General features: G+C 70.3%; 12 protein-coding genes and 2 pseudogenes. 10 read left to right on the top strand and 4 right to left on the bottom strand.

The window, feature by feature from the left end; genetic code table 11:
* Nucleotides 1–146 precede the first annotated feature (146 nt).
* Together AB0389_RS36115 and AB0389_RS36110 are read left to right on the top strand one after the other, a co-directional pair.
* Nucleotides 147–914: a transposase gene (locus AB0389_RS36115; protein ID WP_366399807.1), complete on the top strand. Its 768-nt coding sequence runs from the start codon at nt 147–149 to the stop codon at nt 912–914.
* A 413-nt stretch (nt 915–1,327) separates the two neighbouring features.
* On the top strand, nt 1,328–1,537 hold the full coding sequence (locus AB0389_RS36110; protein WP_366399808.1) for a sigma factor-like helix-turn-helix DNA-binding protein: 210 nt from the start codon (nt 1,328–1,330) through the stop codon (nt 1,535–1,537).
* Here the strand turns inward: AB0389_RS36110 and AB0389_RS36105 are convergent.
* Both AB0389_RS36105 and AB0389_RS36100 read right to left on the bottom strand, forming a co-directional pair.
* Nucleotides 1,498–1,653 (bottom strand): annotated as a pseudogene (locus AB0389_RS36105) (transposase); the annotation flags it as partial. The gene AB0389_RS36110 and the pseudogene AB0389_RS36105 sit on opposite strands and share 40 nt — an antisense overlap.
* Nucleotides 1,654–1,949: 296 nt before the next feature.
* On the bottom strand, nt 1,950–2,330 hold the full coding sequence (locus AB0389_RS36100; protein ID WP_366399806.1) for a hypothetical protein: 381 nt from the start codon (nt 2,328–2,330) through the stop codon (nt 1,950–1,952).
* A 771-nt stretch (nt 2,331–3,101) separates the two neighbouring features.
* On the opposite strand from AB0389_RS36100, the pseudogene AB0389_RS36095 reads away from it, so the two are divergent.
* Nucleotides 3,102–4,751: pseudogene (locus AB0389_RS36095) on the top strand (hypothetical protein); the annotation flags it as partial.
* Between the two features lie 121 nt (nt 4,752–4,872).
* Here the strand turns inward: AB0389_RS36095 and AB0389_RS36090 are convergent.
* Nucleotides 4,873–8,181: a right-handed parallel beta-helix repeat-containing protein gene (locus tag AB0389_RS36090; protein ID WP_366399805.1), complete on the bottom strand. Its 3,309-nt coding sequence runs from the start codon at nt 8,179–8,181 to the stop codon at nt 4,873–4,875.
* A gap of 86 nt (nt 8,182–8,267) precedes the next feature.
* On the opposite strand from AB0389_RS36090, the gene AB0389_RS36085 reads away from it, so the two are divergent.
* The gene (locus AB0389_RS36085) at nt 8,268–9,449 is read left to right on the top strand and encodes a S8 family serine peptidase (RefSeq protein ID WP_366399804.1); all 1,182 of its coding nucleotides are present in this window, start codon (nt 8,268–8,270) and stop codon (nt 9,447–9,449) included.
* A 695-nt stretch (nt 9,450–10,144) separates the two neighbouring features.
* Here the strand turns inward: AB0389_RS36085 and eccCa are convergent.
* Nucleotides 10,145–14,113, bottom strand: coding sequence for a type VII secretion protein EccCa (eccCa, locus tag AB0389_RS36080; protein WP_366399803.1), 3,969 nt, complete (start codon nt 14,111–14,113; stop codon nt 10,145–10,147).
* Between the two features lie 343 nt (nt 14,114–14,456).
* On the opposite strand from eccCa, the gene eccD reads away from it, so the two are divergent.
* The 6 genes from eccD to AB0389_RS36050 form a co-directional block, all read left to right on the top strand.
* Nucleotides 14,457–15,857, top strand: a complete 1,401-nt coding sequence (gene eccD, locus AB0389_RS36075; protein ID WP_366399802.1) for a type VII secretion integral membrane protein EccD — start codon at nt 14,457–14,459, stop codon at nt 15,855–15,857.
* 28 nt (nt 15,858–15,885) lie between these two features.
* Nucleotides 15,886–17,358, top strand: a complete 1,473-nt coding sequence (gene eccB / locus AB0389_RS36070; RefSeq protein WP_366399801.1) for a type VII secretion protein EccB — start codon at nt 15,886–15,888, stop codon at nt 17,356–17,358.
* Nucleotides 17,359–17,465: 107 nt separating this feature from the next.
* Nucleotides 17,466–17,816, top strand: coding sequence for a hypothetical protein (locus AB0389_RS36065; protein WP_366399800.1), 351 nt, complete (start codon nt 17,466–17,468; stop codon nt 17,814–17,816).
* A 77-nt stretch (nt 17,817–17,893) separates the two neighbouring features.
* On the top strand, nt 17,894–18,214 hold the full coding sequence (locus tag AB0389_RS36060) for a WXG100 family type VII secretion target (RefSeq protein WP_366399799.1): 321 nt from the start codon (nt 17,894–17,896) through the stop codon (nt 18,212–18,214).
* 144 nt (nt 18,215–18,358) lie between these two features.
* Entirely contained in the window at nt 18,359–18,862 is a 504-nt protein-coding gene (locus AB0389_RS36055) for a type VII secretion system-associated protein (protein ID WP_366399798.1), read from the top strand.
* Nucleotides 18,863–19,160: 298 nt separating this feature from the next.
* Nucleotides 19,161–20,722, top strand: a 1,562-nt coding sequence (locus tag AB0389_RS36050; RefSeq protein WP_366399797.1) for an AAWKG family protein, incomplete at its 3' end; no start/stop codon positions are given.

Below are 20,722 nucleotides of genomic sequence, written 5' to 3'. Positions count from 1 at the left end.
GGATTCCGTGTTCATGTGAACCACGGTGCTAACTCAAGCATGGTTGAGGTCAAGAGGTGATCGACCACTGACCCCTTGGAATCGATCATCTAGCCCATCACCTAGGGTTGTCCCGTAACTGCTGGTCACGGTGAGATGATCTTGTGGTGGCTGGTGTGATCACGGCGTCGGAGCCGTCCTGGATAGCCCCGTTCAGCGGGCTGAGCCCTCGCTTGTTCGGCAAGCTGGTGACCGTGCTGCGGCGCCAGGGTGCGGACGCGGTGCGCAGAGGCCGTCCGTGGAGCCTTCCGCTGGAGGACCGGGCTCTGCTGGTCGCGGCTTACTGGCGCACAAACTTGACGATGCGCCAGCTCGCGCCGCTCTTCGGGGTGTCCAAGTCGGCGGCGGACCGCATCATCGACCACCTCGGGCCGATGCTCGCGCTTCAGCCCCGTAAGCGGTTCGCCAAGGACACCGTGCTCATCGTGGACGGCACCCTGGTACCGACCCGGGACCACACGGTGGCGGAGCAGTCCAAGAACTACCGGTACTCGACCAACCACCAGGTCGTCATCGACGCCGACACCCGCCTGGTCGTCGTGGTGGGCCGGCCTCTGGCCGGAAACCGCAATGACTGCAAGGCGTGGGAGGAATCCGGCGCCAAAGCCGCCGTCGGCAGGACCGTGACGATCGCCGACGGCGGCTATCCCGGCACCGGCCTCGTCATGCCCCACCGCCGGCGCAAGGGCGAAGATCTCCCCGGCTGGAAGGAAGCCCACAACACGTCCCACAAGCAGGTCCGCGCCCGCGTTGAACATGTCTTCGCCCGCATGAAGAACTGGAAGATCCTCCGCGACTGCCGCCTCAGGGGCGACGGAGTCCACCACGCCATGCTCGGCATCGCCCGCATGCACAACCTCGCCCTCGCCGGATAGACGGTCAGCCCGCATGGCGGGCGACCACGCCCGAGACAGCTCGGAGATCATTTACGGGACAACCCTTAGCCGGACCCGAGTTGTCTGGCAGTACCAACCCGTCCCGACGTTGTCGGGGCTGCTTACCGCTCGGCTCGGCATCCCCCGAACCGAACTGCCCCCAGCTTCAGCCGGGTTGCTACGACAACCCGGCGGTGAAGGTCTCTCACCCCACTCGATTCCATGGCGCCTCGTGGCGCACCCACCCGCTACGACAAGACCCCCGAGAGCTACCTCGCCGGACTCCATCTCCGCGCCTCCATGATCTGGATCAAGGACCTCACCCGGACCATTCATTGATCACAACTCGATACAGGCCCTAGTCCCTCATCGACACTCGGGACGCGGACGTCGTGCTGGTGCTGCGGGAGCTGATGACCGCTGCCGTGGGCGAACTGTCCGAGCCGAGGGACAGGGACATCCTCGGCCTCCGCCTGGGCCTCCATGATCAGTCAACGCACACCTTGGAGTCGACCGCCGAGGCCATCGGCGTCTCGCGGGAGCGGGTCCGCCAGCTGCAGACCAAGGCGATCCGCCGACTGGTACGCCATCCCGCTCCGGCGTCCCGGAGACTTCGGGAGTAGCGGATCGCGTCCAGCAGCTGGCGGTGGCAGTAGCCCTCGGGCCGGCCGCCTCTGCCCTTCAGTCAGGCTGGCACCGGCAGCAACGGCCGCACGGCCGCCCATTCCGCGTCCGTCATGTCGGAGGGATACCGGCGTTCCCGGTCCGGATGGTCGGCCGCGTTGTCGTACACATGCGCGAGGCAGTCACACGATGGAGCAGTCGAGTTGAACTGAACGGGTTCGGACGCGTACAACAACGACACTAGGGCCTCCCGGCACTGCTCGGTCAGATTCGCATCTCCGAGCTACCGAGAGGCCCTGTCTTCATGCGTGCACAACGGGAAGATTACCCCGGCGGGAAACCTGTTCGACCCGCACGTTCCATGATCGGTTGAGATACGGCTTCTCAGCGGAGCCGACTGAAATGGGCAGGTCAGCTCCAGTTCCAGCTGACGGCCCCGTACTTGCCGCCGGTGGTGATGTTGATGCCGGTGGCGTTGTTGTAGCTGAACCCGGCGTACACGTACTTGGCGGAGCCCTTGTACGCGACGAGGTTGACGGCGTCGTTGCTGCGCCCGGTCAGAGTCGTGCTGTAGCACTTGCCGGGGGAGATCACATACGTCGACCAGCCACCACGGCCGGGGAACTCCGCAACGGTGTCGTAGTCGCTGCCGTAGTTGCAGAGTTTGAAGACGTTGGGGGTCGCGGCCTGGGCGAGGCCCGCCGGAACCATCACCGCGGCAGCGACGACCATGGCTGTGGCGGCCGTACGAGCGGACCATTTCTTCGCCGCGCTCTTCGCCGTGTTCTGCATCGTGGCCTTCTTTCTGCCAGTTCAACACCGGTGCGTTGGACTGCGTGGGAGAAAATGAGGTGCCGTCGAAATCTTTCACTTTGGCCACTCGCACACCAGTGCTGTATCAAGTCAAAGAGTGGCTCGTTCCGTTCTGCCGACCGGGAGCGGCGTGATGCCGGGTGTCTTCTTCGCGCCCTTGACAGACTTTTGCGGGCTCTTGTGTTCCATCTGCGTGTGACCGCGGAGTGCCTGCGGTGCATGCCGTCCCCTGTGCGGATCTTGAGGTGTCGAGGCTCAGGATGAGGGGCGCAGGGAGGACGGCGTGCGGTGCACCACCGCATGGAAGACGTTGGTCGGATGCGAGCAGGCAGTGCTGGAAGACTGAGGGTTCCAGGAAGACTCACAGGTCATGGTGGTCGCGGTGCGTCCGGGGTCGCGGGCGCGGCGGCGGTGCGGGATCCGCGGGTCCCGTAGTGCTCGGTTCGACGCCGGGGCGGACCACCGCCGTTGGCGGCGTCTGGACGCGGGCGGGCATGACCGTCGTCGTGGACCACGACACCCGCGAGGTCGTATCGGGCGTCGTCGGAGGTCGTGCGGGCCGCTCGTCCGTCGGCTGCCGGGCAGGGGGCGGGCGACCGAGGGGCTGAGGAGGGCGGCGTGACCGGCCGACGATCCCTGGCGCTGGACGAGTTGGAGGTCGCAACCACCGAAGCCATTGGTCCGCCCCTTGGGCGCCCCTAGACATGACAGCACGTCACATCCACAACCACAGCAGGATGGGAAGAAATCATGCGTGGCCTCACCGAGGCGAGCCTCAAGACGCTGGCCGACCCCCGTTCGTACGAGCGCGGGCTCGGCTGTCTCGATGCGGTGTCCGGGGTCGAGGCCGGTGACGGCCGGGTCACCCCGAGCGTCCACGGCACCGAGCGGTACGAGGTGGAGCTGGCCCTGGACGGTCCCGGCGGGCTGTCCGGCGAGGGCGACTGCCCCTTCGGCCTGGAGAGCGACTTCTGCAAGCACCTCGTCGCCCTCGGCCTGACGGTGCTTGCCCGGCGGGAGAGCCTGCCGCAGCAGCGGAAGGCGGCCCGGGGGCCGGCGCAGGTCATGGAGGCGTGGCTGTCCGCCCTGTCCAAGGACGAGCTGCTCGCTCTGATGCGGGAACAGATCGGTGAGGACCGGCGGCCGCGGCGCCGTTCGGAGCTGCGGGCCGCGAGCGCCCGGGGGGACCTCGCGGCGGTGGGGGCCCGTATCCGCGATCTGCTCGACCTCGGTCCGTTCGCGCAGTACGGGTACGTCGAGTACGCCGATGCCCGCGCCTTCGCCGAGCAGGCCGGGGAGGCGGTGTCCGCGATCGGTGGGTCGGCCCCGCTCGGGCCGGGCTGGTGACGCGGTCACCCTGTCGAGGGAGGCGACGCGGCTGCTGGGCGAGGCGCTCCGACGGCCGGGCAGGTGGGCGCTGACCTCGCCGACGCTCATCTCGACGCGTGCCGCGCGGCGCGCCCCGACCCGGAGGAGCTCGCGCGCCGGCTGATCGGCCATGCGCTCGGCGACGTGGACGACGGCTCACCGACATCGATCCGCTCGACTACGAGGAATGTCCTCGGTGACGAGGGGATGGCCGTCCTGCGGATGCTGGTGGTCCAGGCGTGGCGGGGCAACCGCCGCGGCTGAGCGGAGAAGCACCTGATGGAACGCCTGGCGAAGGCGGGAGGCGATGTCGACGCGGTGATCGCCGTGCACGCGGCCGACCTCTCGCCGAACGGTCACACGCACCTGGTCGTCGCCCGCGAGCTGGACACCGCTCGGCGCCCCGACGAGGCCCTGAGCTGGGCGGAGCGCGGCATGGGGAATGTCAGGGACACCCGGGAACTCTCCGCCGTCGACACCGCCCTCGTCGACCACCTTTGCGACCGCTACGCGCAGGCGGCCCGGCTCTCCGATGCCGTCGCCCTGCGCCGCGACCACGTCGGCGCCCGACGCACCCTGCTCGGGTACCAGCAGCCCGCGGGCCGCCGCCCGGGCCGCGGGCTGCTGGACCGCCGAGCGTGAGGGCGCGCTGGCTCTGCCGCGTGCCGACGCGGGGCGGCGGCAGCAGGGCCGGTACGGCGGCCTCGTCCTGGTCGACGCCCTGCTCGACGACAAGGACGTCGACCCGCCCGGCGGGCAGCCGACGAAACGGGTGCCCACGACCAGCCGTGGCTCACCCTCGCCGACCAGGCCAGGGCCACCCGTCCCGCCGACGCGCGCGGGGTCTACCTGCGGCTGGCCGAGCCGCTGACCGAGCGGACCGGCAACGCCTTCCGCGAACAGATGGTCAGCCTGCTGCTGAGCATCCGCGACCGCCACCGCCTCCTGGGCACACCGGACGAGTTCACCGCGTACGTCACCGCTCCGCGCACCGCCAGGAAACGCAAGCGGAACCTGACGCGGCCGATGGACGGACCGGGTCAGGGCCCTTCGACGTCCACGGACACCGGGTTCCAGCAGAACCAGGTGTCCGCCCGCGGATCACCGTCCCCAGGCGCGTGCGGGACGGGCCCGTACGGGGCGACCGTGGGGGTCAGGACCGGCCGGCCAGCCCCGCCCGCGTCGGCAGGTCCTCCGGGAGCAGCGACCGCAGGTCGTCCACGCTCGGCCGGCGTACGGACGAGAGACGCCGGGCCTGTTGGGTGACCATGGTCTCCAGTAGCTGCCGGGCCAGCCGCGCGTTGCCGAAGGAGCGGTCGCGGGGGAGCGTCTCGATGTGGGCGCGGAGCACGTCCAGGGTCGCGGGCAGGCACGCGTAACCGATGTCCTCCGCGTGCCGCTCCATGATCGTGACGAGCTCGTCGGTGGTGTAGTTCTCGAACTCCACGAACCGCGAGAAGCGGGACGCGAGGCCGGGGTTGGAGTCGAGGAAGCGCCGCATCTCGTCGGTGTAGCCGGCGACGATGACCACGACCTCGTCGCGGTGGTCCTCCATCAGTTTCAGCAGGGTGTCCACCGCCTCGCGGCCGAAGTCGGAGGTGGAGCCCTCGGGGGTGAGGGTGTAGGCCTCGTCGACGAAGAGCACGCCGCCCATCGCGCTTTCGAATACCTCCTTGGTCAACTGGGCGGTGTGGCCGACGTACCGTCCGACGAGGTCGGCTCGGGCTACCTCGATCAGCTGGCCCCGGGGGAGCACACTGAGGGAGTGCAGCAGCTGCGCGTAGAGGCGTGCCACGGTGGTCTTGCCGGTGCCGGGTGGGCCCGAGAAGATCAGGTGCTGGCTGATGCGCGGGGCGGGCAGGCCGGCCGCCTCGCGCTGTTTGGCTGTGGACAACAGGCTGACCAGGTCGGTCACCTCGCGCTTGACCGCGCCGAGGCCGATCATGGCCTCCAGCTTCGCCAGCATCGCGTCCCGGTCCTCGGCCGACGGCTCGTTGACGGACGTCGTGTCGCTGACGTCTTCGGGCAGCAGCAGCGTCAGGTCGCGCTCGGCGGGGTCGGCCATGGTGGCGAGGCGGAAGGCCTGACGGTCCACCATCTCCTCGAACACTCCGCGCGCTGCCCGGCCGTTGCCGAACGTGGCGCCGCGGTCCACCGACTTGAAGTACGCCGCGAGCGCCGCGGTCGTGCCCGGACCCAGTTCGTACTGGTGGGAGCCGCACATGCGCTCCGTGATCGTCACCAGGTCCTCGACCGAGTAGTTCTCGAACTCGATGGTGCGGGTGAAGCGGGAGGCGAGGCCCGGGTTGGAGGAGAGGAAGGAGTCCATCTCCTCCGAGTAGCCCGCCGCGATCACCACGACGTCCTCGCGGTGGTCCTCCATCAGTTTCAGCAGCGTGTCCACCGCCTCGCGCCCGAAGTCGTTCGAGGAGCCCCCGGAGGTGAGGGTGTACGCCTCGTCGATGAACAGCACGCCGCCGATGGCCCTGTTGAACGCCTCCGTCGTCTTGATTGCCGTGCCGCCGATGACCTGGGCGACGAGGTCGGCGCGGGAGACCTCCATCAGATGGCCCTCGGGCAGTACGCCGAGCTGGGCGAGAATGGAGCCGTAGAGGCGGGCCACGGTGGTCTTACCGGTGCCGGGGGGACCCGCGAAGACCAGGTGGCGGCTCATGGACGGCACCGGCATGCCCAACCTGATCCGCCGCTGGACGAGTTGGTTGAGGTTGACGAGCGTGTGCACCTGGTGCTTGACGCCTTCGAGGCCGATGAGGGCCTCCAGTTCCTCCAGCGGGTCCAGCGGCTCCGTGCTGCCGGAGTCCTTCCCGCCGCGCTGCCTGGCGGACGCGGCGGCCTCGGCGCCCCAGAGGTCGGGGGCGCCGTTCTCCGCGCTGGTCAGCTCCAGTACCTCCAGGCGCTCGCTCGCCCGGGTCTGGGTGAGGCCCGCGCCGCGGTTGCCGCGCACGGTGCAGCCGGTGATGGTGGTGGGCTCGATGGTGTCCGCGCGGATACCGTCGCCGACGGCGCCGGTGATCTCGCAGGAGTACAGCTCCGCCCTCGCGCCCGGCGACACGAGCACGCCGTGGGCTCCCGCGCCGATGATCCGGGCGCGGGTCAGGGTGAGTTCGCCGCCTTCCTCCACCACGGCGCCCGACGCGCCGCAGGTGTCGAGCTCGCAGTCGCGCGCGGAGGCCACCGCGTCGCGGCCCACGGAGAGGCCCGCCTCGCCGGAGGAGCGCACCACGCAGTCCATGATCTGGGTGTTGCCGCCGTCGGCGACGCGTATCCCGCCGCTGGCGGCCCGCTCGACGGTGCAGAACTCCATCCTGCCGCGCCCGTTGTCCCCGACCTCGATGCCGTGCTTGCCGGGGCCGGTGATCACGGCGTGGCGCAGCAGCGGGTTGGCGTGGCCGCGGATGGCGACCGCGCTGGCCGTGGCGTCCGCCACCTCCAGCCGGTCGAACTCGGCGGTGGACTCCTCGGTGAGCAGTACGGCGGCCTCCGCGGCGGCGCAGTCGCGTACGACCGCGCGGAGGAACGTCGGGGAGCTGGCGCCCGACACCTTGATCGCCGGGCCGCCCGCCGAGGTGAACTCGCAGTCCTCGAAGGTTCCCCGGGAGCGGTCGCCGACGACCAGCCCTTCCCCCTTCGTGCGCACCGTGGAGCAGCGCCGCAGCAGCGGGTCCGCGCCGGAGGCGAGGACGATGCCCGGTCCTGTGGTGCCTGACACGGTCACCTCCTCCATGGTCGGGCGGGAGGAACTGGTCAGGTAGACGCCGACCTTGGCGTCGCGGACGGTGGTGCGGAGCACGTGGGTGGTGCAGCTGCCCTCCAGCGCGATCGCCGGCTTGTCGGTGCCGCTGATGTCGCAGGACTCGATGGACCCCTGGGCCTCGCCGTTGGCGAGGACACCGTTGCCGCGGGCGTCGCGCATGCGGCAGTCGCGGATCGTGGATCGGGCGGTGTCGCTGAGCACGACGGCAGAGGTGCCGAGGTTCTCGATGACACAGTCCTCGATGACGCTGCCGGACTCGGAGGTGTCCACGATGCCCGCGCCCTCGCGGTTGGTGACGCGGCAGCCGCGCATGGCGAGCGAGCCGGTCTGCCGGGCCAGCACCGCCGTCCAGCCGGAACCGATCACCGTGCAGCCGTCCATGGCCACTTGGCCGCGCGGGGCGTCCACGACCGCGACGTCCTCGCCGCCGCCGCGCAGCGTCAGGTCGGTGAGCATCACCGCGTCGGCGACGAGCGTCACCGCGGTGCCGCGGCGGGGGGAGATCTCGACACTGCCCGGCTCGCCCTCCGCGACGATCGTCACCCGGGTGCGGACGGTGAGGTTCTCCGCGTAGCGGCCGGACCGGACGCGGATGACCGCTCCCGTACGTGCCTTGGCCAGCGCCTCACCGATCGTCTGGAAACTGTCGGGCTGTTCGGGGCAGACCGTCAGTACCTGCCGTGACACGCTGGGACCTCCTGGATGTCGTGGTGCCGTGAACCTTGCCCGTTCCGGGCCGGGTTGCCGATCGGGCTTCCCCTATCATGCGTCGCATGCGAAGCCACCGTTACCGCCGTGCCGTTCTCCCGCTCGTGGCGGCGGCCGTGCTCCCCATCCTCGCAGCTCCGCCTGCGTCCGCCGCCGATGACGGCCCGGTCAGCCTGCCCGCGCTGCGCTCGCGGCTCGCTGCCGACGAGAGTTGCGCCACCGGCTCGGGGAAGAAGGCCGAGAAGAGTCCGTGGACCCGCCAGGCGCTCCAGCTCTCGCGGGCCTGGCAGTTCTCCAAGGGCGGCGACATCACCGTGGGCGTCGTGGACACCGGCGTGAACGGAAACGTTCCCGCGCTCACCGGCCGGGTGACGGCACAGGGCAGCGCGGGGACCGACTGCGTCGGGCACGGCAGCTTCGTGGCCGGCCTGATAGCCGGCGCGCCCACCGGCACCGGTGCCGTCAGCGGGGTCGCCCCCGGCGCGCGCATTCTCGCCGTGCGCGGCACCGACGAGCGCGGCGCGGCGACGGCCCAGCAGGTCGCGGTCGGGATCACCAGCGCCGTGGACCAGGGCGCGAAGGTCGTCTACGTCGGGCAGGCGCTGACCAGCGGCGGAACGGAGCTGGCCCGGGCGGTGGCCCACGCCGTCTCCAAGGACGTCCTCGTCGTCGCGCCCGCCGCGCCCGACATCGCGCCCACGGGCGCCGACGGGCGCCCCGACCCGAGGGCCCGCGCCTACTGGCCCGCCCGTGTGCCGCAGGTGCTGTCGGTGGTGGACTACGGGCCGAGCGGCGCCCGCCCGGACAACGCGCCCGCCCCGCTCGCCCCGGACCTGGCCGCGCCCGGCGACGCCGTGGTGGGCATCGGCCCCCAGGGCGGGGGCCACTACATCGGTTCGGGCTCCTCGCTCGCGGCCGCACACGTCGCGGGCGCGGCGGCGCTGGTCCGCTCGTACCACCGGGACCTCTCCGCCGCCGAGGTCTCCCGCCGCCTCACGGAGGCCGCGTACCCCGGCGAGGTGCCCCGTCTCGACACCTACGCCGGGCTCACGGCGGTGCTCGGCGACAACGCCTGGCAGATCATGCCGAAGGCCGACCCCGCGCACGTCCCGCCGGCCGAACCGGCTTCCCCGCGCAACCGCGCGCTCCTCATCGCCGGGGGTGGCGGCGGGGTGGTCCTGCTGGTCGCCGCCGGGGCCGTCATCATCCCCCGCGGCAAGGCCCGCAACTGGCGCCCAGCCAGCTAGGGCGTGTTTCGAAAGTCCCGCCTGGCTCGCGACGCCTGGCACGCACGCTCGCCGCGTTGTCGGAGTCATCCAAGTACGTCCCGTACGAGGACGATCCTCCGCCTTGCGATCGCACGCACCGGACGCCGCGAGCCCCGCCCTGCGGGCGGACGGCGCTACTTTCGAAACACGCCCTAGCCGAGTCATTCCGAAGTCCCGTCCGCGGGGAGGTGTCAGGTGCGCACATCCGCGGCGTTGTCGTCGGTCAACGACGCTCCGCGTCGCTTCCCTCCTCCGCCTTGCGGCTGCACGCACCTGACACCTCCCCGCCCGCCCCCCAGGGGCGGACGACGCTCCTTCGGAATGACTCGTCCAGCGGAGCCCCCAGCCCGGCAGCCCGCCCACCCGCCCCCGCGGGGCCGGGGGACGCGCCCCGCCGCTCCGCCACGGCCCGGGCCCGCCCGGCGCCGGGCGGGCCCGCCGGACGGCGGGCCCTGGGTGGCCGGGGCCCGCGCTCGGCGCGGGGCCCTGAGGCCGCATGGGCATTGCACCGTGGCCCGGGGACCGTGGTGCGCGGTTCTCGGCGGGGCCGTTGTGCGGGTGGTGATGGCTCACGTCCGGGCCGGGTCGGGGCGCGGGCAGTACGGAGCGCCCCGACCGCGCGGGCTGCCCCGGGTGGGCCCGGGACGCGGCCGAGGCGGGGTGCCCCCGCCGGGTCATGTGGTCTCCGCGTCGACCAGGGCCGTCTGGATCTGGACGCTCTTGCGCCGGGCAATGCGCTGGCCGCGGCCCGGGATCAGATTGCGGCCCTTGATGTTGCCGAAGACGTAGCCCTCGGTCGGCGGGCAGGAGAGCAGGATCGCTGGGCTGTTGATCTCCTGGAGGCGGCGCATCAGCGGGTCGTTGAGGCCGCGGCCCGCGCCCGCCGCGGCGCGCGCGACGATCAGGTGGAGCCCGACCTCGTAGCCGAGCGCGAGGTGGTCCGCCAGCGGGCCGAAGGGCTGGTTGAGCGGGCCTCCGCCGCCGACCATGTCGTAGTCGTCGACGAGGACGAAGAGCCGCGGCCCCGTCCACCAGTCGCACAGCCGCATCCGGGACGGCGCGATGTCCGAGCTGGGCACCCGCGTCTTGACGGCGCGGGCGGCCCCGTCGACCAGGTCCTTCAGGGCGTCGATGGAGACCGCGTGCCCGAGGCGGTACTCCTCGGGGACCGCCTCGATGAGCTCGCGGCGGTAGTCGACGACCATGATGCGCGCCTCGGCGGGGGTGTATCGCGAGGTGATCGCCTGGGCGGTGAGGCGCAGCAGGTTGGTCTTGCCGCTCTCGGTGTCGCCGACGATGATCATGTGTGGGTTGGCGCTGAAGTCGTGCCAGACCGTGGACATCTGGTCCTCTTCCAGGCCCAGGGGGGCCTGGAAGTCGCCCTTGGCGGGCGGCAGTTCGGCAGCCGCGAAGGTGGTCGGCAACATCCGCACGGGCGGGGCAGGCGGCCCCGACCAGTGTTCGCGGACCCGTGCCACCAGGTCCGCGACGCCGTCGGAGAGATCGTCCCCGCTCGGCTTGCCGTCGATGCGGGGCAGCGCCGCCAGGTAGTGCAGCTTGGACTCGCGGGTCAGACCGCGCCCGGGGACGCGCGGAACGCCCGCCGCCTTGCGCGGGTCGATACCGGAGTCCATCGGGTCGCCCATGCGCAGTTCGAGATGGGTACCTGCCTGGTCGCGCACCGCGGAGGACAGCTCCACCCAGCGCGCGGTGGTGACGATCAGGTGGATGCCGTAGTTGAGGCCCCGGGCTGCGATCGCGTTGAACGTGCCGATGTGCCGGTCGTAGTCCTGACGCACCGTCGACCAGCCGTCCACGACGAGGAAGACGTCGCCGTGCGGCTCGTCGGGGAACTCCCCGGCGGCCCTGCGCCGCCGCAGGGCGGGCATCGAGTCCATGCCGTGTTCGAGGAAGAACCGCTCGCGCCGCGCGAGGACCGTCATGACCTCGGAGATCACCCGGCCGACGCGCTCGGAGTCCATGCGGGAGGCGACGCCGCCGACATGCGGCAGGTCCGCGAGGCCCGCCAGGGTGCCGCCGCCGAAGTCCAGGCAGTAGAACTGCGTCTCGCGCGGGGTGTGGGTGAGCGCGAGCGACGTGATGAGCGTACGGACCAGGGTGGACTTGCCGCTCTGCGGGCCGCCCGCGATGGCGACGTGGCCCCCGGCGCCCGACACGTCCACCATCAGCTGGTCGCGGAGCTGGTCGAAGGGGCGGTCGACGATACCGACCGGCACCTTCAGCTTGCCCCGCAACGCCGCCGCGGTCGTGGTCAGCCCCAGCTCGGGGTGGGGAGCGAGTCCGGGCAGTATCTCGTCGAGCGGTGACGGGTCGTTCAGCGGCGGCAGCCAGACCTGGTGCGCGGGCGGGCCCGCGTCCCGCATCCGGTCCACGGCGACCGACAGCAGCGACTCGCCGTCCTCCTCGTCCGGCTCGGGGGTGGGCTCCGGCACGTCCGGCACCTGCCGGGGCACGACCCAGCCCGCAGTCCACGGCACGACCTGGCTGGCCACCCGGGCCTGGTGCGCGGAGCCGCTGCGCCGACGGTAGGGGCCGGAGACGTAGGCGGCGCGGAACCGGGTCAGCGCCTCGACCCCCGTCTTGATGAAGCCGCTGCCCGGGGTCGGCGGCAGCTCGTAGGCGTCCGGTACGCCCAGTACGCCACGGCTCTCCATCGCGGAGAACGTGCGCAGGCCGATCCGGTACGACAGGTGGGACTCCAGCTGGTGCATGCGGCCCTCGTCCAGGCGCTGCGAGGCGAGCAGCAGGTGCACCCCGAGGCTGCGGCCGAGCCGGCCGATCATGACGAACAGTTCCATGAACTCCCGGCGCGCCGAGAGCAGTTCGCTGAACTCGTCGACGACGACGAACAGGCTCGGCAGCGGGGCCAGCGGAGTGCCGTCGGCGCGGGCCTTCTCGTACTCCAGGGCGGAGGTGTAGTTGCCCGCCGAGCGCAGCAGCTCCTGGCGGCGTATCAGCTCACCGTGGAGGGCGTCCTGCATACGGGAGACCAGCGCCATTTCGTCCGCGAGGTTGGTGATCACGGCGGAGGTGTGCGGCAGCTGGTCGAGCCCGAGGAAGGTCGCGCCGCCCTTGAAGTCCACCAGGATGAAGTTGAGCGTCTCGGAGGAGTTGGAGAGGGCGAGGCCCAGCACCAGGGTGCGCAGCAGCTCGCTCTTGCCTGAGCCGGTCGCCCCGATCAGCATGCCGTGCGGGCCCGTGCCGCCCTGCGCCGACTCCTTGATGTCCAGTTCCACCGGCGCGCCGTCCATGCCGACCGCGATCGGCACCCGCAGCCGTTCCGAGCCGCTGCGCCGACGCCACAGCGTGTCCGGTTCGTGGCGGTGCAGGTCGGGGATGCCCAGCAGCGAGGTCAGCTCCACGTCGGCGGCGAGCGGCTCGGACGACTCCTGCACCAGGCCCATGCGGTACGGGGCGAGCCGCTTGGCCAGGGCGAGAGCCCCGGTCGTCGACAGCCGGTCGGGGCGGCCCAGCGAGGTGTACTGCTCCTTGCGCTCCCGGTCGGTGCGCACCAGGTTCATCACGTTCTCGGCGACGTCGAGGCGGAGCGTGGACCGTCCGGGCCGCCAGGTCAGCGCGCCGTTCAGGTCGAGCACCACGGCGTTGCGGACCCCGGCGCCGTCCATCCGGTGCCCGCCGGGCACCGGGACGCCGTCCAGGACGACGATCGTGTACGGCTCCTGGCGCCCCGCCTGGGCTTCCGGGTCGAACGCGGGGCGCTCCTGGAACTCCGCGCCCAGCAGCTCGTCCAGCTCGTTGACCGAGGAAACGATCATGCGCACCGAGCCCGCGCCGTCGTTCTCGTGCGGGTGCAGGCCGTGCGGCAGCCACTTGGCCCACTCCCACTCGGCGCGCCGCTCGTCCGACACGCACAGGGCGATCCACAGGTCGTCGGGCGCGTGCGCCACGGCGAGCTGGGCGAGCAGCGCCCGGGCGAGGTCCCGGGTCCGGTCCTCGTCGCCCCGGAACAGCACCCGCGCCCAGGTCCGCAGATAGATCGCGATGGGCTGGTCCGGCACGCTGGAGTAGGCGCGGATGAAGCTCCGCAGGGCGTGCGAGGTCAGCGGCTCCAGGTCCTCCACCGGCTTCGTGGAGAGCGGGGCGAGCCGCAGTCCGAGCTTCTGATCGCCGACCGCGGCCCGCACCTCACCGAAGTCCGGGTCGGAGGGGCGGCGTTCCCACAGCCGTGTGGTGCCCACCATGGACCACAGCCCGTTCGGATCGGGGTGGCGCCAGGCGAGCGCGCGCTGCTGCTCGCCGACGGCGCCGCGTACCTTCCTGCGGATCTGCCGCAGATAGCGCAGATAGTCGCGCCGCTCACCCTTGAGGTTCTGTTTGCGCTCGCTGGCGCGGCGCATGAACTGACCGAGAATCATCGCCGCCGAGGAGATGATCATCAGGCCGAGAGCGAGGTACATGAACCCGCCGGTCTTGGACCCGCCGGGGCGCATGAACATCAGCATCATCGACACCGACATCAGCGCCATCGGGAGGTAGTTCCACACCGCGGAACTGTCCGGCGTCACCTCCGGGAGCGTGGGGGGCTCCTGGAGACTCAGCTCCCCCTCGGGCATGTCCGGGCCACGCCTGCGCGCGGGCCTGCGGAACAGGACGGTAGTCAACGAGCGGTCTCCTTCACGATGTTCTGTCCGGGGGAGGCCGGGGACGGTGGCGCGCCAGCGAGCCGGGCGAAGGCGCCGACCTCTGCGGCAGGGTAGTCGGGCAGGCGAGCGGGACAGTCGGCAGGAGACAGCCTGTGCCGCGAAAGCGGGGCCGGGGACAGGAACTCCGGCCGCGTCATGGAGAGTTTACGATCCCTATCCACACGTTCACGAGACGACCGTGAACGAGCAGAGGCTCAGCAAGTAGTGTGCAGCCGATCCGCGCACACGTCCAACGCCCGCCCAACGCCCGCCCGTTTAGGCGGAGTCACAAAACGACTCCCGAAGAAGCATGAGTACTCACATGACCGATAGCGCAACGGCAGGCCTGTGCCGCGTCACCGTACGCGCGCCTGCCAAGTCCATCGACCTCGCGGTCCCCGCGGACGTCCCGGTCGTCGACCTCCTGCCCACCCTGGTGCGGTACGCGGGCGACGACCTCGCCGAACAGGGCGTCGAACACGGCGGCTGGGTGCTCCAACGCCTCGGCGGCGAGCCCCTCGAAGAGGACAGCAGCCTCGAATCCCTCGGCCTGGTCGACGGGGACACGCTCTACCTCAGGCCGCGCAACGACGCCCTGCCCGAGGTCCGCCTCGACGACCTGGTGGACGGCATCGCCACCACCATGCAGGACCGTCCCTTCGGCTGGACGCCGCGGACCAGCCGCCTGTCGCTGATCGTCGTCCTCGTCGTCACCCTCGCCGTCGGCCTGGGCGTGCTCGCCATGCCCGGCGCCCCGGGCGGACTGCGCGCCCTCGCCGCCGCCGCGGCCGGCGTGCTGCTGCTCGGCGGGGCCGGCTCCGCGAGCCGCGCGGTCGGCGACGCGGAGGCGGGCGTGGCGCTGGGCTTCAGCGCGGTGCCCTTCTTCGCGGTCGCCGGCTGGCTGCTGCCCGGCGGCGAACTCGCCGGCCCGCACCTCTACGAGGTGCTGGGCTCCCGGCTGCTCGCGGCCTCTGCCGCCGCGGCGGGCGGCGCCATGCTCGCGGTCGCCGTGGTCGCCGCGTTCGCCTCGCTCTTCCTCGCCGCCGTCGCGATGGCCACGGCGGGCGTCCTGGCGGCCGTGCTGATGATGACCGCGAACCTCTCGCCCTCCCACTCCGCGGGGATCGTCGCACTCGCGGCCGTCGTCTTCGGCGCCTTCGTGCCCTCGCTGTCCTTCCGGCTGTCGGGCCTGCGCCTGCCGCCGCTGCCCACCAACGCCCAGCAGCTTCAGGAGGGCATCGAGCCGCACTCGCCGAGCGCCGTCGCCGCCCGCGCGGTCGTCGCCGACGGCTGGATGACCGGCCTGTACGCGGCCACCGGCGCCATCTGCGCCGCCTGCCTGTACGGCCTGGCCCGCGCCGCGAACCTGCCCACGGTCCTCACCATCGTCGCGCTGTCGCTGCTGCTCCTGCTGCACAGCCGTGGCCTCGGCAACACCCTGCAGCGCCTCTCGCTGGTCATCCCCGGTGTGGGCGGCGGCGCGCTGCTCGTGTACGAGGGCGCCCTGTCCTACAGTCCGGTCGGCCGGCTGCTGCTGGTGGGCGGGGTGCTCGCGGTCGCCGCCGCCATCGCCATCGCCTCCTGGACCGTGCCGGGCCGACGGCTCGTCCCGTACTGGGGCCGTGGCGCGGAGATACTCCATTCCGCCATGGCGATCAGCATGCTGCCCCTGTCGCTGTGGGTGCTAGGCGTCTACGGCTGGCTGCGCGGCCTCAACGGATAACACCGAACACCGGAGGACCACAAGCACGATGCAGAACAAACGCGACCAGGTTCAGGCCCACATGTTTCTCATGGGCCGGCTGACCTCCAGCATGCTGCGCTCCGACCCCGATGCCCCCGAGAGCCCGCAGGGCCGCACCAACCGCGGCATAGCCATCGGCATCATCATCGCTGTGCTGGTGTCGGCGGGGGCCTTCGTCATCGGCCTTCTTTCGCCCGGCACCAAGGACTCCTGGCGGACCTCGAACAGCCTGATCGTCGTCAAGGAGACCGGCAGCCGCTACCTGTACCTCGGCGGACGGCTCCGCCCGGTGCGCAACTACGCCTCCGCCAAGCTCCTCGGCGGGGCCGACCTGCAGACGATCACGATCGGCGCCAAATCCCTCAAGGACACCCCGCTCGGCACCCCCGTCGGCATCGACGGCGCGCCCGACGCGTTGCCCGGCGCCGGAGACCTGTCCACCGACCCGTGGCAGGTGTGCTCCGCGCCGACGGAGGAGAACGAGGCCAAGGCCGATACCACCCTCGCCGTGGGATCCGAGGCCGCGGGCGTCTCGCTCGACAAGAGCCAGGGGCTGCTCGTCGCGGGCCCCGACGGCACCGACTACCTGCTGTGGCAGGGCAGCAGGCTGCGCCTGGACCGGACGTCCAGCGTAGCCGAGGCCCTCGGCTACGCCGGAGCGTCGCCCGTTCCGGTGTCGGCCGCGTTCCTGAGCGCGCTGCCCGCCGGCCCCGACCTGGCGCCGCCCGCCGCGCCCGGGCTCGGCACCGACGGGCCGCGGCTCGGCGGCAATCCGACGAAGGTCGGGCAGGTCTTCGAGCTGGCCGTGCCGGGCTCCGACGCCCGCTACTACCTGCTGCGCGCGGACGGCCTCGCGCCCATTACCGCCACCGAGGTGGCCCTGGCGCTCGGAGATCCGCAGACCCGCGCGAAGGCCTACGGGGGCGCCACCCCGGCCGCCGCGCCGCTCACCTCCGAGGCACTCAAGGACAACCTCTCCCCGGAAGCGGGCGAGGACCGGGGGCCGGGCGAGTCGCCGCAGTCCCCGCCGAAGGTCGTGACGGTCGACAAGGACCGTACGCCCTGCGCCCGGGTCGCTTCCGAGGACAAGGGCACCCGGGTCGGCCTCAGCCTCGTCGAGAAGCCCGAACTCGGGCCTGTTGCCCAGCACTCCTCCGGGGTCGCCGCGGCGGCCTGCCTGCCGGTGGAGCGGGTCACCGTGCCGCCCGGCAGGGGTGTGCTGGTACGCGCGCTCGGTGCCGGCGGTGGCGAGGTCGGCACCACGCTCTACCTGGTCACGGACTCGGGTGTGAAGTACCGGCTGGCGTCACAGGAGTCCGCCGCCGCCCTCGGCTACAAGGCGGAGACGCCGAGGCAGATGCCGTCGCTGATGCTCTCGATGCTCCCCTCGGGCCCCGACCTGGACCCGTCGGCGGCCCAGACCGGCCGGGCCGATGTCACGGCGCCGCGTTGCCAACTCAACGAGCAGCGCGACAAGTAAGAGACAACCGAAAACCAAGGTGCCGACAACGAGGGACAGCATCGGAAGCAATCGGGTTCCTCTAGCCTCCGGTCGTAAGAGCTACGACGAGGACGAGAGGGGCACACGTGTCCGTCAACGGCATGCAGCGGTCCGAGGAAACAGCGACACGGAATGGCATCCAGGCCCTTGAAATGGCCTTCAGCGGTGTCTTGAAGTGCCGTCAGGACGTCGAAACGACCAAGACCAACCTGATGACCCACTACAAGGGCAGCGACGGCGCGGCGTTCACGAGTCTGGTCACCTCCTGGGAGGAGAAGGCGGACGTCATCCTGACCAACGTTCAGGACATGATCGAGACGCTCAACCAGACCCTCGTCGAGCAGGGAAAGCAGCAGGGCTCCTCCAACGACGCGATCAACCAGGCGTACTCGCAGTCGGACTCCATCTTCGACGAGTTGACCAGCGGGTCCCGCTGACCGGCTGACATCGAGCGGCAGCCCCGCTTTCCACCCCAGCGCACCCCTCCGCACCCGGAGCGAGACGAGGACAGGCTATGAGCGAATTCACGGACGGCATCATCTATGTCGATTACTCGCAGATGAGTAACGCCGCGGACGACATGATCCATCAGACCAAGGCCATCGCGACCACACTCTCCAACCTGCAGATGGAGCTCTCCGCGCTCATGGAGAAGTGGATCGGTGACGACAAGGACGTCTACGCCGAGAAGCAGGCGAAATGGGACGGCGCGGTCAAGGGGATGGAGGAGCTGCTGACCAAGCACTCCACCCTGCTGACCTCGGTTTCCGAGAACTACCAGTACAGCGAGAAGTCGCTGACGCAGATGTGGGACTCGGTGAAGATCGGCCGCTGACGACCGCCCACCGGCGGCCGACCCCCCTCGGCCGCCGCGTAGGCGTGCCGGCGCCGCCCGCCTCCGGACGGCAGGCCCCCTCACCGCCGCCGATGACGGCGGCGGGCGGCACGACCCAGACCCCCCGAGCGGACAGGACCTGCCGTGGACAAAAAGGACCCGAACAGCGAGACCAAAAAGCTCTCCCTGGACAAGGCGGGGCTCAAGAGCTTCCGTGACAACCGCCTGCTGCCGTTCAAGGACGAGCTCCGTAAGATCAAAATGGATGACCCCACGCTCGGCCCCACCATGGGCTCGCTCATTGGTGAAGAGGACGTCAAGATCGAGGACTTCGACTCCTACCAGGCGGGGAAGCCGCTCGCGCTCGGCTTCATGCTCAAGGATGACGAGATCGACGGGCAGGTGGCGAAGCTCAACAAGTCCCTTGCGAGGATGGCCGAGGACCTCACCACCATCTTCGACGAGCAGACCAAGCTCTTCGATGACATCGAGGACAACCTGAACGAGACCCTGGAGTCGCTGTTCGACACCCAGGGCACCAACCTGACGAAGATCGACGGCCAGGAGTACCTCGACATCTTCGAGGACGTGGACGATGGCATGGGCGGCGGGGGCGGGGGCGGGGGCGGTGGCGACGACGACGACTAGTGCCCCTCCCGGCAAGCTTTGCCCCATCACGCCGCCCAGCACGCACGCTCGCGGCGTTGGCCGAAAGCCCTCGTAGCTCCGTTACGACGACTTCCGGCCGCCTTGCGATCGCGCTCGGCGTCCGGAGGGTGAATCACAGTGCCGAGACGGACCGAGCGAAGGGAGCGCAGCGCACCGGACCACGCTCTTTCGGGGCAGACACGGCCGGTCGCGGCACCAGCGCCTGACGCACACTCCCCGTTCAGTACCCCACAGCCGTCCCACTCGCCGATCAGCAGCCCGCCGGAGGTCCCCCGCCATGTCCGAGAAAGTCCCTGTCGCGCACTCCGACAACGACTGGTGGGCAAGAGCGGTCAAGGTGCTGACGGGGGTCCAACTGCCGGAGCGGTCGGTTCTGTTCGACAACCTCCTGGGCAACGACGACATCCCGCTGATGCGGATGGAGTTCTCGGACTACAACGGTGAGCCCTCCAACGCCATCGTCGAGGCGGTCAACGATATGTCCTGGCGTACCGAGAACTCCGGGTGGCGCATCAACAACACGGACTTCGTCATCCCGTTCTACACAGGGACGAGTGGTTCGATCAGCGACGCGGAAGTGGGCACGAGGGTCAAGATGAGGCAGGCCCGCATCACGTTGCTCGGCACCAGAGGCGGCACGGACGACCCTCCGACGGGCGGGGTGGTCGTGGGTGGCAAGTTCGGCAGCAACCTCGGCCATGACTTCGAGGGCCAGGACAAGGACGTGGAGTGGGACAACTCCGTCCTGGCGCGCTACAGCTACGGCGGCGGTAAGGCCCTCGAACAGCTGATAAACACGAATAAGACCACCGGATTCGACTGGTACGGCCTCAGGGTCATGGAGACCGACGCCGTCGACCTCGACACCATCGACAAGTCGGCCGACGCCCTCGACCGGGTCGCGCTCTTTTTCAAGAACCGGCACGACGACCTGAGGGACTGGGAATTCGACCTCGGGAAGCAGGACGCGTCCTGGAAGGGCATGGCCGCCGGCGTCTTCCGGGACATGATCCACGGGCTTGCCCGCAATTACGAGGGGTACAGCGAGCAGATCCCGATAGAGGGATCCGGTTCGAAGTACGGCCATGAGCTCCGCACCTACCGGCAGGACATCTACGGCGCTGCGGACCGCCTGCACACCAAGTGGAACTCCTGGCAACTGTCGTCGGGAAATCCGTTGCGCTGGCTGCACGACATCCTGCTGGACGTCTCCGAGTGGATCTGGGACAACAACATCACCAAGGTCCGCTACTACGAGGACTACGGCTACGACTCCTACGACTCCTATCACGCGGTCAAATTCGACGGCTTCAGCGGAGCTCACCCGGACTTCGGCCAGCTCGAGGAGAAGGAGACCTGGAAGAAGATCGGCGAAGAGGCCATCAGGCGCTGGCAGAAGAGCGTTATCGACGAGCTCGGGGAGGCGGGGAAGGAGTCGATCCTTAAGATCCAGAACTCGGTCAATGACCAGGACCTGCCGAAGAAGATCGAAACGGTGACCACCAGCCTGAGCCAGGAGTTCACCGAGGACCTCGCGGCGAAGGAAAAGGCCGACGCGAAGAGGGAGTTGGAGGAGAAAGAGGAGGAGCTGGAGGAGAAGGAGAGGAAGGCCAGGGAGGAGGCGGAGCAGAAGGAGAAGGAGGCCGAGCGGAGGCTGGCCGAGCAGGAGGCCAAGCAGGAGCAGAAGGAGAGGGAACAGGAACAGAAGCAGGAGGAGCAGTACAGGAAGCAGGAGGAGAAGCAGGCCGAGCAGGAGGCCAAGCAGGAGCAGAAGGAGAGGGAACAGGAACAGAAGCAGGAGGAGCAGTACAGGAAGCAGGAGGAGAAGCAGGCCGAGCA

Origin of the sequence: Streptomyces sp. NPDC093109 (assembly GCF_040701725.1) — a bacterium.
Classification (GTDB): domain Bacteria; phylum Actinomycetota; class Actinomycetes; order Streptomycetales; family Streptomycetaceae; genus Streptomyces.
Note: the sequence above shows the minus strand (reverse complement) of the source record. Positions and strands in the feature narration are given on the sequence as shown.

What these genes read in the sequence shown, in the direction of transcription:
- AB0389_RS36110 (WP_366399808.1), top strand. Translation starts at nt 1,328, where the DNA reads ATGACCGCTGCCGTGGGCGAACTGTCCGAGCCGAGGGACAGGGACATC.
- AB0389_RS36100 (WP_366399806.1), bottom strand. Translation starts at nt 2,330, where the DNA reads ATGCAGAACACGGCGAAGAGCGCGGCGAAGAAATGGTCCGCTCGTACG.
- AB0389_RS36085 (WP_366399804.1), top strand. Translation starts at nt 8,268, where the DNA reads ATGCGAAGCCACCGTTACCGCCGTGCCGTTCTCCCGCTCGTGGCGGCG.
- eccD (WP_366399802.1), top strand. Translation starts at nt 14,457, where the DNA reads ATGACCGATAGCGCAACGGCAGGCCTGTGCCGCGTCACCGTACGCGCG.
- eccB (WP_366399801.1), top strand. Translation starts at nt 15,886, where the DNA reads ATGCAGAACAAACGCGACCAGGTTCAGGCCCACATGTTTCTCATGGGC.
- AB0389_RS36060 (WP_366399799.1), top strand. Translation starts at nt 17,894, where the DNA reads ATGAGCGAATTCACGGACGGCATCATCTATGTCGATTACTCGCAGATG.